The organism is Lacunisphaera limnophila (assembly GCF_001746835.1).
Classification (GTDB): Bacteria; Verrucomicrobiota; Verrucomicrobiia; order Opitutales; family Opitutaceae; genus Lacunisphaera; species Lacunisphaera limnophila.
Genome location: NZ_CP016094.1, coordinates 1,620,874 through 1,639,669, shown reverse-complemented (window position 1 = coordinate 1,639,669; position 18,796 = coordinate 1,620,874). Strand labels below are relative to the sequence as shown.

The 18,796-nt window shown below is 62.7% G+C and carries 12 protein-coding genes; 9 read left to right on the top strand and 3 right to left on the bottom strand.

Annotated elements, in window-relative coordinates; all coding sequences use genetic code 11:
• Positions 1-110 precede the first annotated feature (110 nt).
• On the bottom strand, positions 111-3,731 hold the full coding sequence (locus Verru16B_RS06820) for a CRTAC1 family protein (protein ID WP_069961576.1): 3,621 nt from the start codon (positions 3,729-3,731) through the stop codon (positions 111-113).
• 148 nt (positions 3,732-3,879) lie between these two features.
• Between Verru16B_RS06820 and Verru16B_RS06815 the strand changes: the two genes are divergently transcribed.
• Complete coding sequence (locus tag Verru16B_RS06815; protein ID WP_069961575.1) at positions 3,880-6,297, top strand: hypothetical protein; 2,418 nt, start codon at positions 3,880-3,882, stop codon at positions 6,295-6,297.
• A gap of 22 nt (positions 6,298-6,319) precedes the next feature.
• Here the strand turns inward: Verru16B_RS06815 and Verru16B_RS06810 are convergent, their stop codons facing one another.
• Positions 6,320-7,348, bottom strand: a complete 1,029-nt coding sequence (locus Verru16B_RS06810) for a LacI family DNA-binding transcriptional regulator (RefSeq protein ID WP_083270164.1) — start codon at positions 7,346-7,348, stop codon at positions 6,320-6,322.
• 124 nt (positions 7,349-7,472) lie between these two features.
• On the opposite strand from Verru16B_RS06810, the gene Verru16B_RS06805 reads away from it, so the two are divergent.
• The 8 genes from Verru16B_RS06805 (at position 7,473) to Verru16B_RS06770 (ending at position 17,211) form a co-directional block, all read left to right on the top strand.
• Positions 7,473-8,393, top strand: a complete 921-nt coding sequence (locus Verru16B_RS06805; RefSeq protein WP_069961573.1) for an alpha/beta hydrolase — start codon at positions 7,473-7,475, stop codon at positions 8,391-8,393.
• Between the two features lie 144 nt (positions 8,394-8,537).
• Positions 8,538-9,878, top strand: a complete 1,341-nt coding sequence (locus Verru16B_RS06800) for an MFS transporter (RefSeq protein ID WP_069961572.1) — start codon at positions 8,538-8,540, stop codon at positions 9,876-9,878.
• Positions 9,879-9,913: 35 nt separating this feature from the next.
• Positions 9,914-11,569, top strand: coding sequence for a right-handed parallel beta-helix repeat-containing protein (locus Verru16B_RS06795; RefSeq protein ID WP_083270162.1), 1,656 nt, complete (start codon positions 9,914-9,916; stop codon positions 11,567-11,569).
• 52 nt (positions 11,570-11,621) lie between these two features.
• The gene (locus Verru16B_RS06790) at positions 11,622-13,511 is read left to right on the top strand and encodes a sialate O-acetylesterase (protein WP_069961570.1); all 1,890 of its coding nucleotides are present in this window, start codon (positions 11,622-11,624) and stop codon (positions 13,509-13,511) included.
• A gap of 12 nt (positions 13,512-13,523) precedes the next feature.
• Positions 13,524-14,243 carry a GDSL-type esterase/lipase family protein gene (locus tag Verru16B_RS06785; protein WP_069961569.1) on the top strand — a complete coding sequence of 240 codons (720 nt, stop codon included), beginning with the start codon at positions 13,524-13,526 and terminating at the stop codon, positions 14,241-14,243.
• Positions 14,244-14,297: 54 nt separating this feature from the next.
• Complete coding sequence (gene dctA / locus Verru16B_RS06780; RefSeq protein ID WP_257785154.1) at positions 14,298-15,608, top strand: C4-dicarboxylate transporter DctA; 1,311 nt, start codon at positions 14,298-14,300, stop codon at positions 15,606-15,608.
• A 362-nt stretch (positions 15,609-15,970) separates the two neighbouring features.
• Positions 15,971-16,207 (top strand): hypothetical protein, encoded by a 237-nt coding sequence (locus Verru16B_RS06775; protein WP_069961568.1) that lies wholly within the window; start codon positions 15,971-15,973, stop codon positions 16,205-16,207.
• Positions 16,204-17,211 carry an aromatic ring-hydroxylating oxygenase subunit alpha gene (locus Verru16B_RS06770; protein ID WP_069961567.1) on the top strand — a complete coding sequence of 336 codons (1,008 nt, stop codon included), beginning with the start codon at positions 16,204-16,206 and terminating at the stop codon, positions 17,209-17,211. Before Verru16B_RS06775 ends, Verru16B_RS06770 begins: the two co-directional genes overlap by 4 nt.
• A gap of 125 nt (positions 17,212-17,336) precedes the next feature.
• Here the strand turns inward: Verru16B_RS06770 and Verru16B_RS06765 are convergent, their stop codons facing one another.
• On the bottom strand, positions 17,337-18,677 hold the full coding sequence (locus Verru16B_RS06765; protein ID WP_069961566.1) for a uracil-xanthine permease family protein: 1,341 nt from the start codon (positions 18,675-18,677) through the stop codon (positions 17,337-17,339).
• Positions 18,678-18,796 lie beyond the last annotated feature (119 nt).

The window sequence follows — 18,796 nt, the reverse complement described above, 5'->3', positions numbered from 1 at the left end:
CAATGGTTGCACTCAACCACCCTGTTGCACGCAGGGCTGTCTCTGTTTCACCCATCGCTGCCTGCTAGACCCAGAAAGCGATCACCGCGCATTCCTGCCCACCCTCAGAATCAAGGAGCGTCAATGCGCCAAGTGGTTTCCGGATTCTTCGGCACGGGCAAATTCGTGACATCGCCGGTGGGCCACACGACCGAAATTTCCTGAGGGACAATTCCCTCGGGCCAGCCAAAGAAAACCGAGGATGCTGACTGGCTGTAATAACCGGATCCGGCATAGATTTCGGCGGATTGCCAGCGGCCATTGGACAGCCGCAGTGAAATCCGCGCCCCGACTGCCGCAGGGTTTCCTTTGGAGCCACGGAGGGAAATGCACAGCGAATTTCTTCCAGGCAGGCCGTTGTTCCGATAGGCCAAAGTCGTGCCGTTATTGCGCGTGATCAGAAAGTCCGGCCAGCCGTCCTGATCAAAATCGAGGACCGCCAGCGCCTTGGCGTCACCCGCCACGAGCAAATGGCTTTCGCCGGGTGGCACGGCGGCAAATTGCCCGGCACCGTCTCCACGGAGCAGCAGGCTCAAGCCACCATCCATGCGCCCGACGGCCGGCACCGGGGCAAAGGAATTCTGCACCGCATAGATGTCCGCGCAGCCATCGCCATCGAAATCACCCGCGGACAAGCCATTGATGGGGGCGATCTGGGCCAGACGGGGCAGGGGGGTAAAGCGATAGGTCTCATCGGGCTGGCTCAGGAACACCCCGCTGCGGAGCTCGGTGGCGGCAAAGCGCTGCGCCGCGGCAAGATCCTTATCCCCTAGGATCTCCGGCAGCGTTGCGCGGGCAAAATAATCGTTGCGATTTAACCGCTTCAGAATGGCCGGGATCGACGCCCCCAGCGCCTTGCGGGAACGCCTCGGCAACATCCGGTTCTTTTCAAAATATCCTTCGACCAGTTGCATCGTGCCGTCCCCTTTGAAATCACCCGCAAACAGCAGGGCCGGATGGGTGGCATCGGCCCGGTATTGAGTGTTGAGACCAACATTTCCGACCACGAAATCGCTCCGCCCGTCTCTGTTGAAATCCGCGGCGGCAATCGAATTCCACCAACCCGTGCCGCCGGTGGCAAACCCGGCCCGGTCCGTCCAGTTTTCGAACGCCTGTCCACCGCGGTTGTGAAAGTATAACACCTGTCCCCACTCAATCGTTAACAGCAGGTCCGGCCAGCCATCGCGATCAACATCGCTCCACAACGCGGCAGTCACCATCCCGGCCTCACGCAAACCGGGCGCGATGATCTCCGTTATATCCTCAAAGCGCCCGCCCCGATTCACCAGTAACGCACTACGGGGCGTTAACGGGTAGAGTCCGGGCAAAACGCGTGCCCCGATGATCAAGTCCAACTGACCATCCCGGTTGAAATCCGCGGCCGCCAACGCGCCCACACTGAACGGCAACGGGGGCAGGCGGTCCGGGGGGGCCGGTTGGAATACGCCTGTGCCATCGTTGTAGAGCAAACGCGGTTGAAACTCTGCTGATCCTGCGGGCCGGGCGCTGCCGCCCTTCGTCACCAGCAAATCCGGATGCCCGTCGCCATTGGCCTCAAACAGCAGGAGCGGCCCGTCGCTAAGCGGGCCCACTGTCGCCAGGAACGGGATCTCGCTCGTCGTGAACCGTCCATCGCTCCCAGCATGGAGCAACTTGGCCGGATCGCGGGCTGTGCCCCCCACCACGATATCCGCCCGCCCGGTGACCCGGGTATCCCCCACGGCCAGACCGGGTCCACGCTGATTCTGCCTCGACGGGAGCAGCGGCTGCTGGACCAGTTCGTCGAACATAAATTCCCGCGAAAGCACCGACAAACCTGCCGCCTGGCTCATATCGGTGAATTGTCCGCGTGACGCAGGCTTCTGCACCAACAGAGTTTCGCCGGGGCCGGCGGGCTCGGTGAGGGTGTATTTGCGGTCGGCGGCCAGGTCGGTGAGTTCCTGCGTCTGGCCGCTGGGCCATTCCACCGTGACCCGATTGATCCGTTCCTCCTCGCCCAAACCGAAGTGAAGCACCGGCTCTGAGTTCGACAACACACCGCGAGCGAGCACGAGTTGGCGGACCTGGCCGCCGGCCTCGGTTTCAATCCGCACCCGGGCCCCCACCCCGAAACGATTTGATCGCGTGCCCCGCAAGGCGAATACTACCCGGTGACCGGTCTCCGCGTCGTTGCGCAGGACGGTCACGCCTTTTTGATAGTTGGCATAAACCAGGTCGAGGTCGCCATCGCCATCAAGATCTCCAAAAGCAGCCCCAAAACTCACCCCGCGCTCATTGAGGCCCCAGACCGATCCCACGCTTTCGAACCGCAGGTCGCCGAGATTGCGAAAGGCCAGGTTCTCCTCGACGAGCCGTGGACTGGCCTTGGTTATGCGCACTTTCTCGGCCGGATTCTGGGCCAGCATCAACCGCCCCAGTAGGTCTGAGTTGTGCGACTCATTGATCATGCCATTGGTGACGTGCAGGTCCAGTCGCCCGTCATTATCGAGGTCTTCAAAGCGGACCGACCAGGTCCAATCGGTCGCCTCCAGTCCGGTAAGATAAGCGGCTTCGAGGCATCGGTCGGTGCCGGTGGCAAGATACAGTGCATTCCGCGGGTATTGCGGCGCCAAGGAAGGATGGACGGGGTCGACCGCCATTCCGCGCGTGGCGGCCATGCCGCGATGATCCTTCTCGTGCGTGGTGGCGGCCATGTCCGCCACCAGCAAATCGATCAGACCGTCGTTGTTGATGTCGCCCTGATCCGATCCCATGGATGAGGCCGGCGTATGCGGGACCGCCTGGTCGATGACATTCGAGAAAGTGCCATCCCGATTGTTGCGGTAGAGTTTGTCCTCCGGCGCGAAATCATTGGCCACGTAAAGGTCGGGCCAACCATCGTGGTTGTAATCCCACCACGCGACCGAGTGTCCCTGCGCCTCGCCGGAGATCCCGGCTGGCTCGGACACGTCGACGAAGATGCCGTCACCCTTGTTCTTGAAAAGGTAATTTCTCTGCCCCTGGGGGTGCTTGATCTCGTCGAGCAGGTTGGTCTGGAGCAAAACGTCGAGCCAGCCATCCCGATCAAAATCACAGAAGGCGGCCATGACCGATGCGTCCATGACGGCCAGGCCGCGGCTCGCCGCCTCTTCCCGGAAAGTGCCGTCGCCTTGGTTCATATAGAGCAGATTGGGCGCGGCGAAGCGGCACACGTAGAGATCAAGCCAGCCGTCGTTGTTCACATCCGCAAAGGTGACGCCCTGCTTCCAGATACCCGCCGCTTCGCCAACATCGGCCACTCTGGCCGTCACCGTCACGTCCGCGAATTTCCATCCGCCAAGATTACGGAACATCCGGCTACCCTCGGTCTTGCTCACGACGAAAATGTCCGGCCGGCCATCGCCATCATAGTCGCCGATGGCCACGCCGGTTCCCAGGGCGCCGAGCTCCAGTTCCCGGTGCCGCTCAGCCCACATTGTCGGATCCGAATAGTTGTTCTCAGTCACGATTCCAGTTTCCGAAGCCGGCATGGCCCGGAACATCGTGGCCCCGCGCGGGCCCGACCGCGCCACCAAGGCCTGTTCGCTGATGCCGGCCGCCGGCGTCGCCGCGGGCAGCAGGACCGGGAAGACCATGGTGAGGATCAAACGAAAACTCGGCGTCAGTCTCACCAGAAGTTTCAGGGTCGTCGGCTGCGCGAAGCGAGATTTCATGGCTCGGGACGACGCTCGTTGGACAGAGATTGCGGAGGTGAGTCAAGTGCGCGCGACGGCGAGCATCGGTTTGAACTAAGCTTGATCCACCGAACTTCCTGAGTTTGCGTGCGGACCCGTTGGACGGCCCTGTCGTCAAGCTCGCCCCATGAACAAACCCCACCTGTTTCCCCTCCGCACTTGGCTGCTCACGATGTTGGGAGCCGGCGGGTTGCTGCTGTGGTGCACCGTCCAGCGGGTGCAACGAGTAGAAACCGTCACGCACACCGACCACGAGGCCGCGCTGGTAGACGATACTACTCCGACGGGCTATGCCGGAGGAAAACGTTGGTTGCTCGTGCCCGAGGGCCATGACCGCAGTTACCAGTGGATCGCAGAAACTCAGCAGATGCTTGCCACCAAGGAGTGGCGCATCCGGCACATCGACACGGAGAACGCGCCATTCGGCCGGGAGGTCCATGCCGCGTCCCCCTATCGCTGGTGGCTAGGCCTGCTTGCCTGGTGCGATCACGCACTCTCCAAACTTTCGCTCGGGCAGGCCACCGAGCGGGCGGCCCTTTGGGCGGATCCACTACTGCACCTGGTGCTGCTCATGGGGGCAACCTTGTTTGTCGCATTCCATTTTGGTGCGTGGCCATGCCTCCTGCTGGCCTTGGGGCTGGTGACGGTCTACCCGGTGGCGGGCGGATTCCTGCCCGGGGCCCCGGATGACCGCAACCTGACCAATCTGGTGGCGGTGGGCGCCATCCTGCCGCTGCTCGCCGCTTTCCATCGTGGGACAAGCTCCCGGTCGCTGTCTTGTCTGGCGGGGGTCACGAGTGGACTTGGGCTGTGGATCAGCCCGTCGCACGCGGCGCTCCTGCTCATCGGCCTGGCGTTAGGTGGTCTGCTGGCCGCTTGGCTCGCTCGCCGAGGCAATGCACCTGACCCCACCGCCGCAGTCACGCCACCGTGGCGGCTCTGGAGCCTCAGCGGATCCGCCACCTGCCTGGCTGCCTATCTGATTGAGTATTATCCCGCGCACCTCGACTTCCAGCTGCACGCCGTACACCCGCTCTATGGTCTCGCCTGGCTCGGACTGGGTGAAGTGCTGGAGTTCGCCTGGGCCCATCCTCAATCCCGGAAGACCCGCCGGTCCTGGACGCAGGCTGCGCGTCTGCTACTTGTCCTGGCATCGCTGGCCGCGCTCCCGTTGGCCATGCACTGGAGTAAATCGCCTTCCCTGCTTTTCGGCGATATCTCTGCCGCCCGACTGACTCTCCTGCCCAATGGTACCGTGGCGAAAAGCATGGCCACCTGGATTAGCCGCGACGGACTCAGCCCGGCACTGCTCGCCACCTGCCTTCCACTCATGCTGCTCGGCCCGGCGATCTGGTTGTGCACGAGTCACCGGACGCCACTCCCCGCCAGAATGAGCCTGGCGCTGGCCTTGGGTCCTGTCCTGGTGACGCTGCTCATCGCCCTGTCCCAACTCGCTTGGTGGGCTCTGGTTGACCTGATGTTGCTCTCACTGCTCGTGGCCATGGTCGTGGCTGTCCAGCTCCGCGGCACCACTTCCCGCCTGCCCTGGCATTGGCCCGCAGGTGTGGGCCTGTTGCTCCTGCCGGGCTTGGCGTTGCTCAAGCCCTCATCCACCCAGGATGGTGAGGTGGAATTTACCCGGTTGGAGGTGGAAGGGCTTCTTGAGCGATCGCTGGCGCATTGGCTGGCCGACCACACCGCGCCGGAAAACGTGTTTCTGGCCCCCCCGGGACTGTCTCCCAACCTGAGTTTTCACAGCGGGCGGCGCGGCCTTGGCACGGTCAACTGGGAAAACCGCGATGGCCTGGCCGCTGCGGTTCGCATCGTGAGCGCGACCACCGCCGATGAGGCGCAGGCACTCCTCAATCAACGCGGGGTCACCCACCTTATCCTTCCGTCTTGGGACAATGATTTAGAGGTGCTTGCCGGCTGGTCGGTCGCCAAACCAGAGGACACCTTCATCAGTGCGGTTCATCGGTGGGCCCTTCCGCCATGGTTGAGGCCACGGCCGTACCAGCTGCCCAGCATCCCCGGTTTCGAGGATTATCGGACCGTCATTCTTGAAGTGACGGACGAGGAAAATCCGGCCGCAGCCATAAGCCGGACCGCAGAATATTTCCTGGAGACGCAGCAGCTTGAACTCGCCGCGGCCGCGGGTCAGGCGCTCCAACGATTCCCCGCGGACCTTGGCGCGCTGGTGGCACTCGCCCAGGTGGAACGCGCCCGGGGCGGGCCGCCGGCCTTCACCAAGATCTTCGAGACACTGATGGAAAATCTGGCGGGTGGATCCAGCCGCAACCTGGCCTGGGATCGCCGCGTCAGCCTGGCCATTGTGCTGGCCCAGGGGGAACGCCCGGAACTTGCCCGGGAGGAGGTGGCCCGCTGCCTCGAGAAGCTGGACGAAGCGAAGTTGCGTTTCCTGACCCCTGCCACCCTTTTCCGACTCCTGGTCCTTTGCCGCGCCTTTGACTTGTCCATATCCGATCCGGGCTTGGCGCAACTGAGTCACCGCTTACTGCCCGCCGAACTGCGCAACCGCCTCTGAGGCTGGCTCCGACAGGCCCGCCTTATCCGCTGGCCGAGGGGCGCAGGGTTCGGCCTTCATACCAGTTGCCATCGATGCCGATGGTCTGGCGGACAGATGGAATGCCATAGGCGCTGCGGATCAGTTCCAGATGCACCAGGTCGACCGAAGCGATGCCGACGTTTTCAAAATGCTGACAAACACCCGTGATGCCCTCATCGGGCACGGCCTCCAGCCAGAGAAAACCAATATCGTCTGGAATCTTCCACCCGAGTTCCTGCAGCCAGCGATAGGCGGCGATATCGGGCGAGATCACGACATCCGGCCGGTATCGGGCTAGCCAGGCCGCGAAAACTTTCCGATTCCAAACCGGGGCCACCAGCGGAGGAATGCCCTTTTGCTGAGCTAGATCGCGCTGTTGCTCGATCAGCATGGTGCCGAGCCAGAGCCGGCCCGCGATTTCCTCTGAATACTCCTTGATGGCATAGCCCACACGACGATAGCCCCGCTGCCGCAGTTCCCTCCAGGCCAAGGTCATGCTCTGATAGTGATTGTGATCGACAACATTGATGTCAGGCGAGGCTAGGTTGCGACATAGCGAGACGGCACAAAATTTTTCCCAATCGAGTTCCAGCCGGGCGACTGCCGCCGGCACCGGGGCCACGAGCAGCCCCTTGATGCCCCGCGACTCCAGGATCTGTGTCGCCCGCTCCGGCGTCATGCGCGGCTGTCTCATCCAAAACGGCTCTACACGATAGCCCAGTTTTCCCGCCCGGTTGACCGCGCCCTCGAAATAGAGCCGGGTGTATATTTCTTCTTTCCAGCCATATTGGGTGGAGAAATTGCTCACAAAGGCGAGGGTCTGGTAGTCGCGCACAGTCTGACGTTCATGCCGGTAGGTCATCAGGGCGGAAAGGGCGGGATCGGGTCGATATCCCAGCTGGTCGGCCGTTTGCTTGACCTTCTGCCGCATCGCCTCGGATACCCGGCCTTGCTCGCGCAATACGAGCGAGACCGTCATCACACTGACCCTGGCGGCTGCCGCAATTTCCCGCATGGACACGCGTCGCATGGCTCAGGCAAAACACGGTCGGGGCCTTGGAGCAAGTCATCGCTATACAGTTAAACCTTTTCGCCACTGTCCTTACCCGGGGTTGGATGCCAGCATGGTCTGTTAGTCCTACCCCACGAATCTCATGAAATTTGGTCTGCTTCTGCTGCTGATGCTTGGCGTTTCCAGCCGCGCGGATGAACACCGCCCCACTGAAGCCATTCCCCTGTGGCCGGAGGGTGTCCCGAATCTACGGACGGACCTCGGTGCGGAACAGCTGGTGGAAGGTCGGTTAACACAGGTCACGGTTCCGACGCTAAGTCTCAGTCGGCCTGAGGCTGGGCAAGCTAATGGCACGGCCTTGATCATCTGTCCCGGCGGCGGCTACGGGAGTCTTTCCCTGGAGTTCGAGGGTCACACCTATGCCAGGTGGTTTAATCGCCTCGGCATCACCACCTTTGTCCTGAAATACCGCCTGAAGGAATACGGCCATCCCGCAGCCTTGCAGGATGCGTTGAGGGCGGTGCGCCTCGTCCGCTCCCGGGCCGCGGAGTTTGGCCTCGATCCACTGCGGATCGGGTTGCTAGGCAGCTCGGCAGGCGGTCACGTGGCGGCCACGGCCGGCACCCTTTACGACCACCCTGCCGGGCGCACCGGAGATCCGCTCGACGCATTGAGCGCCCGGCCGGATTTCCTGATTTTGCTGTACCCGGTGATCACCATGAGCGGCCGGGCCACTCACCTCGGATCCCGCACGGCCCTGCTGGGTGACTCTCCCGCGCCCGACCTGCTTCGCTTGCTGTCACCAGAGCTGCAAGTCACGCCCTCGACTCCTCCCACCTTGCTGGTTCATACTCAGTCTGACACCGAGGTTTCGATCGAGAACAGTCTCCTCTTGTACCAAGCCCTGACCCGATCCGGTGTGTCGGCGGAATTTCATGCCTTCGAATCCGGCCCGCATGGTATTGGCATGGAGCTCGGCCATGGCCCCGCCTCCGGCTGGCCGCACCGCGTCGGAGAATGGCTCCACCACCACAGGCTGATCTCCGAATTCCCAAGCAAGTAACCCGGTCTAAAAAATCCCTCCTGCGTCGCGACCCCTGGATTTCCCCGCCGGGTCCAACCCGTCTGATTACCGCACCAATTCGCAATGAAACCCACTCCGGCAAGTCGTGATCACCTCAGTTTTGGCTATCTTTCCCTTTTCGGATTGAGCGGCCTTGCCTCGTATTACTCCACCATCGGGGTGCAGGCGATGGCGACACCGGTTTACCAGATGACGCTCGGTGTGAATCCGGCTTGGCTCGGATTGGCTCTGGCCTTGCCCCGGGTGCTCGACGCCTTTGTGGATCCGATTGTCGGCAACATCTCCGACAACACCCGGTCGCGCTTTGGTCGGCGCCGGCCGTTTATCGTGATCGGCTCCATCGGCATGGCTTTGACGTTTGGTCTTATCTGGATGGTTCCGACCGGCTGGAGTCAGGTGGGGCAACTCAGCTGGTTTGTGGCGACCTCGATCCTGTTCTTCTTCTGTCACTCGGTCTTTTTTGTCCCGCTGCAAAGTCTTTCCTACGAGATCACGCCCGACTATGACGAGCGGACCCGGGTCCAGGGGTTCAGCTCCTTCTTCAATCGCCTCGGTGAACTGACTTACTCGTGGGTCTTTCCCCTGTCGCAACTTGCCATCTTCGCGACCCCCATGATTGGCGTGAGGTCCGTGGCTTGGGGGGTGGCGGTGTTTTTCCTGGCGGTGCCGGGAATCATTGCGGGACTGGCGGGGCGGGAACGGTTCGCCACCATGGCCGCCCAGCAGGAAAAAGTCCGCTTCTGGCCCACGATCAAGGCCGCGTTTGCCAACCGGCCCTTCCGCTACCTCATCGCCATGGTCGTCACCACGTACATGGTGGGCATGCTGGCCAGCAGCATGGATTACTACCTGCTGGTTTATTATGTCTGCCATGGCGACCTGGTGCAGGGCTCGTTCTGGAAAGGCGTGCTCTCCTCGTCGTACGGCATCGTCGGCCTGATCTCGATTCCCATCCTCGCGGCCATCTCCAAGCGCATCGGCAAGGAAACCACCATGATCGCGGTACTGAGCTTGCTGATCGTCGGCGCCTGTGCGCGCTGGTGGATTTTCCGGCCCGGCACGGGCTGGTGGGTGGTGCTGGACCCGGTGCTCGGCGGCGGCGCGCTCTGGGTGGCCATCTCCATGGTGGTTCAATCCATGTTTGCCGATATTTGTGACGAGGACGAACTTGCCAGCGGCCAGCGCCGCGAGGGTCTTTTCGGCGCAGTCTTTTCCTGGCTGACCAAGACCGGGACCTCGTTCGCCTTCATGATCACCGGCCTGGTCCTGAATTGGGTGGGCTTTGATGTGGCGCTCAAGGCGGATCAGTCTCCCAGCACCATCCTCGCCATGCGGCTGTTTCTGACCGTCGCTCCCGCCCTGGCGGCGGTCGCCTGCATCATCATGCTGAAAAAGTATCCGCTCTCGCGCGAGCGTGCGGCGGAGGTACGCCGACAATTGGAAGCCCGGCGCGGGGTCGTCTAACCGGGCAGCCATACCGCAGCGTCGCTTTCCAAGCCATGAAAATTCACCGCGGAATGTTACTGCTGTCCCTCGTGCTTGCCGGCCAATCTCTGGCGGCCCGGGAATACTATGTGAGTTCCACCCACGGTGATGACCGCAACACGGGGACCAAATCGACCACGCCCTGGCGGTCCCTGGCCAAAATCAACCAACTCAAGCTTCAGGGCGGCGACCGGATCTGGTTAATGTCCGGGGATAAATTCCTGGATGCAGGATTGGTTTTTCTGCCGGATGATCAAGGCACTGCGGCCAACCCCATCATCATCGACATTTTTGGCGGCACCGATCGTGCCATCATCATGCCCCCCCGCGGCCAGCATGGTATCAGCATCCAAAACACGGCCGGCATCACCATTCGAAATCTCCACCTGCTGGGCCGTGGCCCCGAAGTCTCCGACGCCACCGAGCGCGATGGCGTTTCGCTTTGGTGCGACCTCAAGGACGGCCGCAAGCTGTCTGGGCTCCGATTCGAAGGCTTGTTGGTCACCTGGTTCTACCTAGGCATCTCGATCGGGGCCGACGATCCTTCCTACAGTGGTTTTGCGGACGTGGTCATCAGTGATTGCACCGTGAAGTCCTGCCTGGCGGATGGCATTGTCAGCTTTGGCCGCATGCCGGGCAGCGCGGAAAATCAATCCCACCGCAATCTCCAGATCCTGCGCACCACCGTTTCGCAGTGCTACGGAGATCCCACGCTGAAGGGCCCGCATTCCGGTTCGGGCATCATCATGGCGGGTACCAAAGGCGGCTTGATCGAGCACTGCGTTGCCCACGACAACGGCGGTGGCACCAACGACAGGGACGGCGGCGGACCAGTAGGCATCTGGTGCTGGGGGGCCGATAGCGTGACCATCCAACATTGCCTGGTCTACAACCAGAAGAGCACACCGGGAGTGCAGGACGGCGGAGGCTTCGACATTGATGGTGGCTCCACCAACTGCGTGATCCAATCCTGTTTCTCCTACAACAACGAGGGTTACGGCTATCTAGTATGCGAGTTCGAGGGTGCTGCACCCATCGTCAACGCTACGGTGCGCTACAACATCAGCTGGAACGACGGCCGGGCCCGGGGCCAGTCGGGATTGGGAATTTGGAACGGGAATCCGACGGCCGCGAGTTGTCGCGATGTAGTCTTTCACAACAATCTGGTGGTTTGTGACGAGACTGCCGGCAGCGCGGTGAAAATGGGTTTTGAATCCAAGCCCCTCGAAGCCGCGTTCTACAATAATGTGTTTGTCCGGACCGGCGGCACCAAGCTGATCGATATCGACCGACACACAGACAAGGTGATCTTCAAGGGCAACCTTTACTGGACCAAGCAAGGTTTGGCTCAGTGGCGCTGGGGGACGGAATCATTCTCGTCCCTGACGGAATGGAGAGGGGCCCAAGGCAACCCGGAGACGCACAATGGGCAGGCTGTCGGTCACCAAGCTGATCCGAAACTGGACGCGCTCGAACAAGGCCATGCGGCAACCCGGACGACCGAGTTGTCCGCCATGACGGCATTCCTGCCCCAGCCCGGCTCCCCCTTGCTCAACGCTGCGCTGAAACTCGACCGGTCGCTCCTCGGTCACTCCAGTGCCAGTGCGCACGACTTCAGGGACTTAGTCCTGCCTCCTGAACCAAACGACATTGGACCCTACGAGCAGTAGCCAACGCCCCCTACGACCCGTGAAACCCGCATTCTTTCACCTCCTGTTGCTCATGAGTTCGATCACTTGTCTGCTGACAGCAGCGCCCGAAGACCCGAAATGGGAAATCGCAGGCATGTTTGGCGACAACATGGTGCTGCAGCAGAATCAGCCGAATCCTGTGTGGGGCCGCAGCTCCCCTGGCGCTTTAGTCCGCATCGAGATCGCCGGCACCACCAGCGAGACCCGGACCGACACGGATGGTCGCTGGAAAATCACCCTGCCCTCATTGCCAGCGGGTGGACCTCACCGCATGAAGATCCGAGGCCGGAATACCACAACATTCACCAATGTGATGGTTGGTGAGGTTTGGCTGGTATCCGGTCAGTCCAATATGGATTTCCGCCTGAGCATGGCTACTGGTGCTGCGGCCGACATCGCGGCGGCTGACTTGCCAAACATCCGCAACCTCCGGGTGCCCCAAGTCGTGAGCCGAACGCGGCTCGACCGGATGGAGCAAACTGCGTGGCAGATGTGCTCGCCGGGGACCGCCGGGGGATTCTCCGCCGTGGCGTTTCATTTTGCGCGCAGGCTGCACGCCGAGCGCGGCGTCGCGGTCGGTATCATCAACGCCACTTGGAGCGGCACGCCGGCGGAAGCCTGGACAAGCTATCAGAGCCTTGCGGTGCTGCCCGCCTTTTCCGAGCGGGTGCAAAGCATCCTGGCCTCGAACGAGGACTGGGCAGCCGGACAACAGGCCTCTCTGCGCATTGACGCCGAGCGCGACGCCGTTTTCGAGAAAGGCACGGCTGGCGTTCAGCACGGCGCCCACCGGGCTGACTTTGATGACCAGGCCTGGCCCGTTGCCAACTATCCCCTCAGCGCGGCCACGATGAAACTGCCCGACTATGCCATCGTCTGGCTGAGAAAGTCCGTCGAGGTGCCGCCCGCTGCGGCCGGCCGGGACCTAATCGTGAACCTCGGCCGCTGCTACGAATGGGACCAAACCTACTTCAACGGGATACTCGTGGGCTCGCATCGTTGGAGCGGCGTGCGCGAGTACCGCGTGCCCGGCCGCCTCGTCAGGGCCGGCGCCAACTCCATTTCGATCCGGCTCTACTCCGAATGGTCGGCCGGCCAGCTGGGCAAGGGTGAAGATCAACCTACGCTCACCGCCGCTGATGGCTCGGTGCAACTTTCCCTGCTGGGGCCGTGGCGATACGACGGCAGTTTCGAGCCGACGCTGATCGTGCCACGCTACTACCAGCGCGAACCCACGGCGCTCTTCAATGGCATGATCTCCCCCATCGTCGGTTACGGCCTCCGCGGAGCCTTGTGGTATCAAGGTGAGGGCAACGCAGGCCGCCCGGTGGAATATCAGACCCTTCTTCCCGCCCTCATTCAAGAATGGCGCTGGCAATGGGGTCAGGGCGATTTCCCCTTCCTCATCGTCCAACTACCAAGCACGACGGACTACGATTGGGCCGAACTGCGTGAGGCGCAGGCCATGGCAACGCAGCTGACCAATGTCGGCCTTGCGGTCACGCTCGACATCGGCGATCCAGCGGATCTTCACCCCGCCGATAAGCGCCCGTTCGGCGAACGCCTCTACCGGTTGGCCCGCCACGTGGCGTATGGCGAGGACACAATCTGGACGGGCCCGATGTTCGCCGGTCTAGCGTCCTCGGATTCCGGCTTGCGGATCACCTTCAAAGAAGTCGGGGGCGGCCTTTCGACCCGCGATGGGCAACCTATTCGCGGCTTCGAGCTGAAAACCCCGGCCGGCGATTATGTGTCCGCCGAAGCCTCCATTGAGGGCGCAAGCGTTGTCGTCAGATCGAGCGCCATCCCGCACCCGACGACTGTGCGCTACGCGTGGGCCCGCAATCCCGACGCTAACCTGATCAATCAGGAAGGACTGCCGGCTGCACCATTCCGGGCCGAACTACCGGCCCAACGCTAATACCTTCCGGTCATGAATTATTTCGTCCTCCGCCAGCGCTGGATATACATTATATTCCTTCTGCTCGGCGGGGCTAGCACGACCTGGGCCGAACCGCTCCCGCGCGACCCACAGCGCTTTGCGAGCGAGATCATGCGCTATGAAGAGGCTGATGCCGCGCAACGGCCGCTTCCTGGACAGATTCTGTTTCTCGGCAGCTCGACGATCCGGCTTTGGGTAACCCTCCAGGAGGACTTCGCCAGTTTTGAGGTGATCAATCGCGGCTTTGGCGGCGCGCGGCTGGCGGAGGTCACTCTGAATCTCCAGCGCATCGCCTTTCCCTATGCGCCGCGGCAGATCGTGTTGTTCGCCGGGGGCAATGACCTAGCCGACGGCCATTCCCCGGAGCAAGTGCTGGCCGACTTCCAACGCTTTGTGGAACACACGCGGCGCGCCTTGCCGGATGTCCCCATCAGCTACATCGGGATCTACCACAATCCCCAGCGCTGGCACCTGCGCCACAAGTTTCGCGAGACCAACTCGCTTATCGCCAACTTCTGCCGGCATACGCCTGCGCTGGAGTTCATCGAAACCTATCCCTCGTTTCTGGCCGCTGATGGTAAGCCTTCGCCCGCGCTCTTCGCCGAGGACAAACTGCACCTGAATGCGGCGGGCTACAAGGTGCTCGCCGCGCTGCTGTGCCCCCATTTGCTTTCAGCAGCACACGCCCGCAACCCAAAACCCACCCAGTGAGTTGAGCGTCGCTTGCCGAGAGGACAAGATTCCCAAGCCAAGCATTGCATTTCCGTGTCCCCACAAGCTCCCGCCTCCGCCCCGACACCTTGGTACCGGACCCTGTATTTGCAGGTGCTTGTCGCTGTAGCTGCCGGCATTATTGTTGGCTGGCTGGCACCAGAGCAGGGTAAATACCTGAAGCCCCTGGGCGACGGTTTCGTCAAGTTGGTGAAGATGCTCATCTCGCCGATCGTATTTTGCACAATCGTGCTCGGGCTCGGTTCTGTCGGCGACATGCGAAAACTCGGTCGTGTCGGCCTGCGCACTTTGGTCTACTTCGAAATTGTTTCGACCCTGGCGCTCATCGTAGGCCTGGTCGTCGTCAACAGCCTCCGTCCAGGTGAAGGGTTCAATGTGGATGTGGCCCAGTTGGCTCCCGATGCCACCCGGGAGTTTGCCCGAAACGCCCAGTCCCTCTCGGGCGTGGGCTTCGTCCTGAACATTATCCCCAAGACCATCTTCGAGGCCTTTGTGGGCGGAGACCTGCTGCAGGTTCTGCTGGTCGCACTCTTAACTAGCTTGGCGCTGGCAGGGATGGGGACTCCATCCGCTCCGCTCATCCGCGGCCTCGAACTCCTCTCGACGATGCTATTCCGAATCCTGGCCATCATAGTGCGGCTTGCCCCGGTCGGGGCCTTCGGGGCGATGGCTTTCACGGTGAGCAGCTACGGCCTGGGTTCTCTGCACCGTCTTTTGGCCCTGATGGCGGGGTTCTATGTGACATCGGGCTTCTTCGTTTTCGTGATTCTGGGCGGAATCGCGCGGGCGTGCGGCTTCTCCCTCTTCCGCTTTCTCGCGTTCATTAAGGAAGAGTTGCTGCTCGTGCTTGGCACCAGTTCCAGCGAAACCGCCATGCCCGGCATGATCGCCAAGCTACAGGCGCTCGGCTGCCAAAAGTCCACCGTGGGGTTGGTGATTCCGACGGGCTACAGCTTCAATCTCGACGGTACCAACATCTACATGGCTATGGCCGCTGTGTTTCTAGCCCAAGCCACCAATACCCCGCTTAGTGTTGGGCAGCAACTCACATTCCTCGGCGTGGCGATGCTAACATCCAAGGGAGCCAGCGGGGTAACAGGCGCTGGCTTCGTCACGCTCGCGGCCACCCTCGCGGCTATGCCTGGCATCCCGGTCGAAGCCATGGCGCTGCTGCTCGGCGTCGATCGCTTCATGAGTGAGTGCCGCGCGATCACCAACTTGATTGGCAACGGCGTAGCCACGTTGGTGATCAGCCTTTGGGAAAAGGATGTAACGTCGGCAGCCCTACGCGCCAGCCTAGGCCCGTTGCAGAAGAGCATCCAAAGCGAATTCAATAATGGTTGACCCCCGGTGTCTACCAAGTGCACCCAATGCACCCATTTTTGAGCCCTGCGGATCAAATATGGCCAAGAAGTGGCCAAAACTGTTTGAGAGGCTGCTGTCTCAACAAGCAAATCGATCTACGAAAATCACTGATGGGCAGAATCATCACTTCGATTCTTCATCACAAATTCCGATTCTTCTTCTACGGATTATGAGTCCCCTGCTTTAACCGTTAAGCTACCGGCCCCCAAGGCGTCGCGCGACTGTGTCGCGGGGAGGTGACGGGTGACAAGCCTCCTTCGCCCAGGCTTTATGGCCCAGGGAACCTGCCGCGGGAGCGTCTGGCCATGCCCCCTCTGGCATGATTCGTGCACCTTGCGTTTATGCCTTACCTTGCGGAGCAAGGCCTTGCGGAATTTCTCCTGCGCCTGCCCAAAACCGAGACCCACCTCCCTATCGAGGGGGCCTGTCCGTTTGGGCTGCTGCAGAAGATGGACCCCCAACGCTTCGCCGCACCCCCGCCCTTCTGGGACAACGCCTGCATCACGATGGCCGCCGTGTTTGTCGCGATGCCCTGGATAGCGAAGCCGCCCGAGGAGCCGATGGAGTTAATCGCATGACCCCGCCCCGGAACTGTACGTTTCCCGCCACCGACTGGACCGTGCTCGCACGCTGCTGGCATGCGGTCGCGCTATCGGCAGATGTGACCGCAACGGCGCCGTTCGCCGCCCGCCTGCTGGACCAGGATCTCGTACTCTACCGTACCGCCACCGGGCTCACGGTTGCGGCCGATCTCTGCGTGCATCGCGGTGCGCCCCTCAGCCTCGGGTGCATGCAGGAAGGTGCCATCGCCTGTGCCTACCACGGCTATCGCTATGACGGCACCGGCCGCTGCACGCTCATCCCGGCCCATCCGAACGCTCCGATCCCGGGCAAGCTGGCCCTCCGGGTCTTTCCCGCGCGCGAACGCCACGGCCTTGTCTGGGTCAGTCTCGATCCGGGGGCGCAACCGGACACGGTGCCGGACTTCCCCGAGCACGTCGACCCGGCGTTCCAGATCGTGACCGTGCCGCCCTTTGACTGGGATGCGTCAGCCGGCCGACAGGTCGAGAGCTTCTGCGACGTGGCGCATTTCACCTTTGTTCATCCCACCACCTTCGCCGCCAGCGATCCCGTGGTGCCCCGCTATGAGGTTGAGGCGACGCCCCGCGGGGTGCGCGCCGAGTTTGCCAGCCGCGTGGGCAACGTGAGCGATCCTGCGGCCGCGCAACAGACCTGGCGGCGCATCTACCAGCTGCATCTTCCCTTCACCGCCCATCTGTCCGTCGACTTTCCGGCCGGCGGCCGGCTTGTGGTGTTCAACGCCGCGTGTCCGGTCTCGGCCCGCCGCACCCGCGTGTTTGCGGTGGTCGCGCGCAACTTCGACCGCGACCAGCCCGTCGCGGACCTGATCGCCTTTCAACAAAAGGTCTACGCCGAGGACCAGCGGATCGTGGAGCGACAGAATCCCGAGGACCTGCCCATCGACCTCGGCGAGGAAGTCCACGTGAAGGCCGACCGAACCTCCGTGGAATACCGCCGCCAGCTGGCGCGGCTCGGGCTCGGCCGAGGCTTCACCGCCTGAGAGCCGGCCTTGTTTCCGTCGGGACCAAGCTTGGTCGGTCCTGAGGTTGCGACATGATACGCCATAGGATCGAGCAAGCTCGGCCCCACGTTTGAGAGGCGGGGCGAGAACCCCCGGGCTCCATTTCAATCCTTCGCGCTCACCGGTCCCGGCCAAGCGAGCGTCAGTACCAGCGCGGTGAGCCCGCCGGCAGAGATCCCGGACTCCAGCAAGCCGTGCAACCAGCCGGGGAGACTCGCCAGCAGAGCGGGTTGCGTCGGCAGACCGAGGCCCATGCCGAGCGACAGGGCCACGATCACCCCCTCGCGCTGGCCGAGGCCCGCTGAGAAAAGCAGGCGCACGCCGGCCACCGCCACGAGGCCGAACATCATCAGCGCCAACCCGCCCAGCACGGGCGGCGGCAGCACCGTGATCCAGCGGCCCACCGCCGGCACCAACCCGAGCAGGGCCAGGATCACGGCCATCACGTAACCGACGCGGCGGCTCGCCACGCCCGTGATCTGGATGACGCCGTTGTTCTGCGCATAGGTCGCGCTGGGAAAACCGCCAAACAGCGCCGACACCGTGCTCGTGATGCCGTCGGCCAGCACCCCGCCCGAAATCCGCTTCCAATGGTCGGGCCCCTTGCCCGGCAGGCCCGAGAGCTGCGAGGTGGCGGTGATGTCACCGATCGCCTCCAGCATCGATACCAGCGTGATGAACAGGAACGGCGGCACAAATTTCCAATCGAAGGCGAACCCATGCGGGAAAAACCGCGGCAGCGTGAACCACGCGCCGCTACCGGCCTCCGGCGCCCGCAGGCCGCCAAACCACCCGCACACGGCACAACCCGCGATGATACCGAGCGCCGCGCCGCCGATGCGCGCCCAGGCACGGCCCGAGGCCTGCGCGCCGACAATCACCGCCACCACCACCAGACCGACCACGAGGCCCAGCCACGGCGGCGCGTCGGGCGCCACTGGCGTCGCTAACCCATAGAAGGCGGTCGGGATCAGCGAGGCGCCGATCAGCAGCACCACCACCCCCGAGACCAGCGGCGTGAAGACGCGCCGCAGGCGCGCGATGAAGGGTGCCAGCAAAATCAACAGCGGCGCCGTCACGCACGAAACGCCCAGCATGAGTGCGAGCCCGCCGGCTTGGCCCGCCAGTGACAACGGTTGGAGAAACGCAAAGCTCGTGCCCGTGACGCTCAGCAGACCCGACCCGACCGGGCCGCGCCGGCGGCATTGCAGCCAGGTGCCAAAAGCCGAGGCCAGCAGCGCGATACTCACGAGATAGGCGGTGTCGGCCGGGGAAAACTTCAGGGCGCCCGCCAGGATCAGCGGCGGCGTGACCGTACCGACCACCATGGCGGACACATGCTGCACCCCGACCAGCACCGAGGGCCCGAGCGGGATCTTGTCCTCCAGGCCATAGAGGATCGTCGTGTTTTTCTCCGGCGCAGCCGGCGGGGGTAGGATGTCCATGGGGGCGGTTCAGCAGGCGGCGGGCCAGAGGGCGGGAAGTGTAGGGCGGGGTCTCCGAACCCCGCCTTCGTTCGACCGTGATATCACGTTCGAGGTGGGGTTCGGAGACCCCGCCCTAC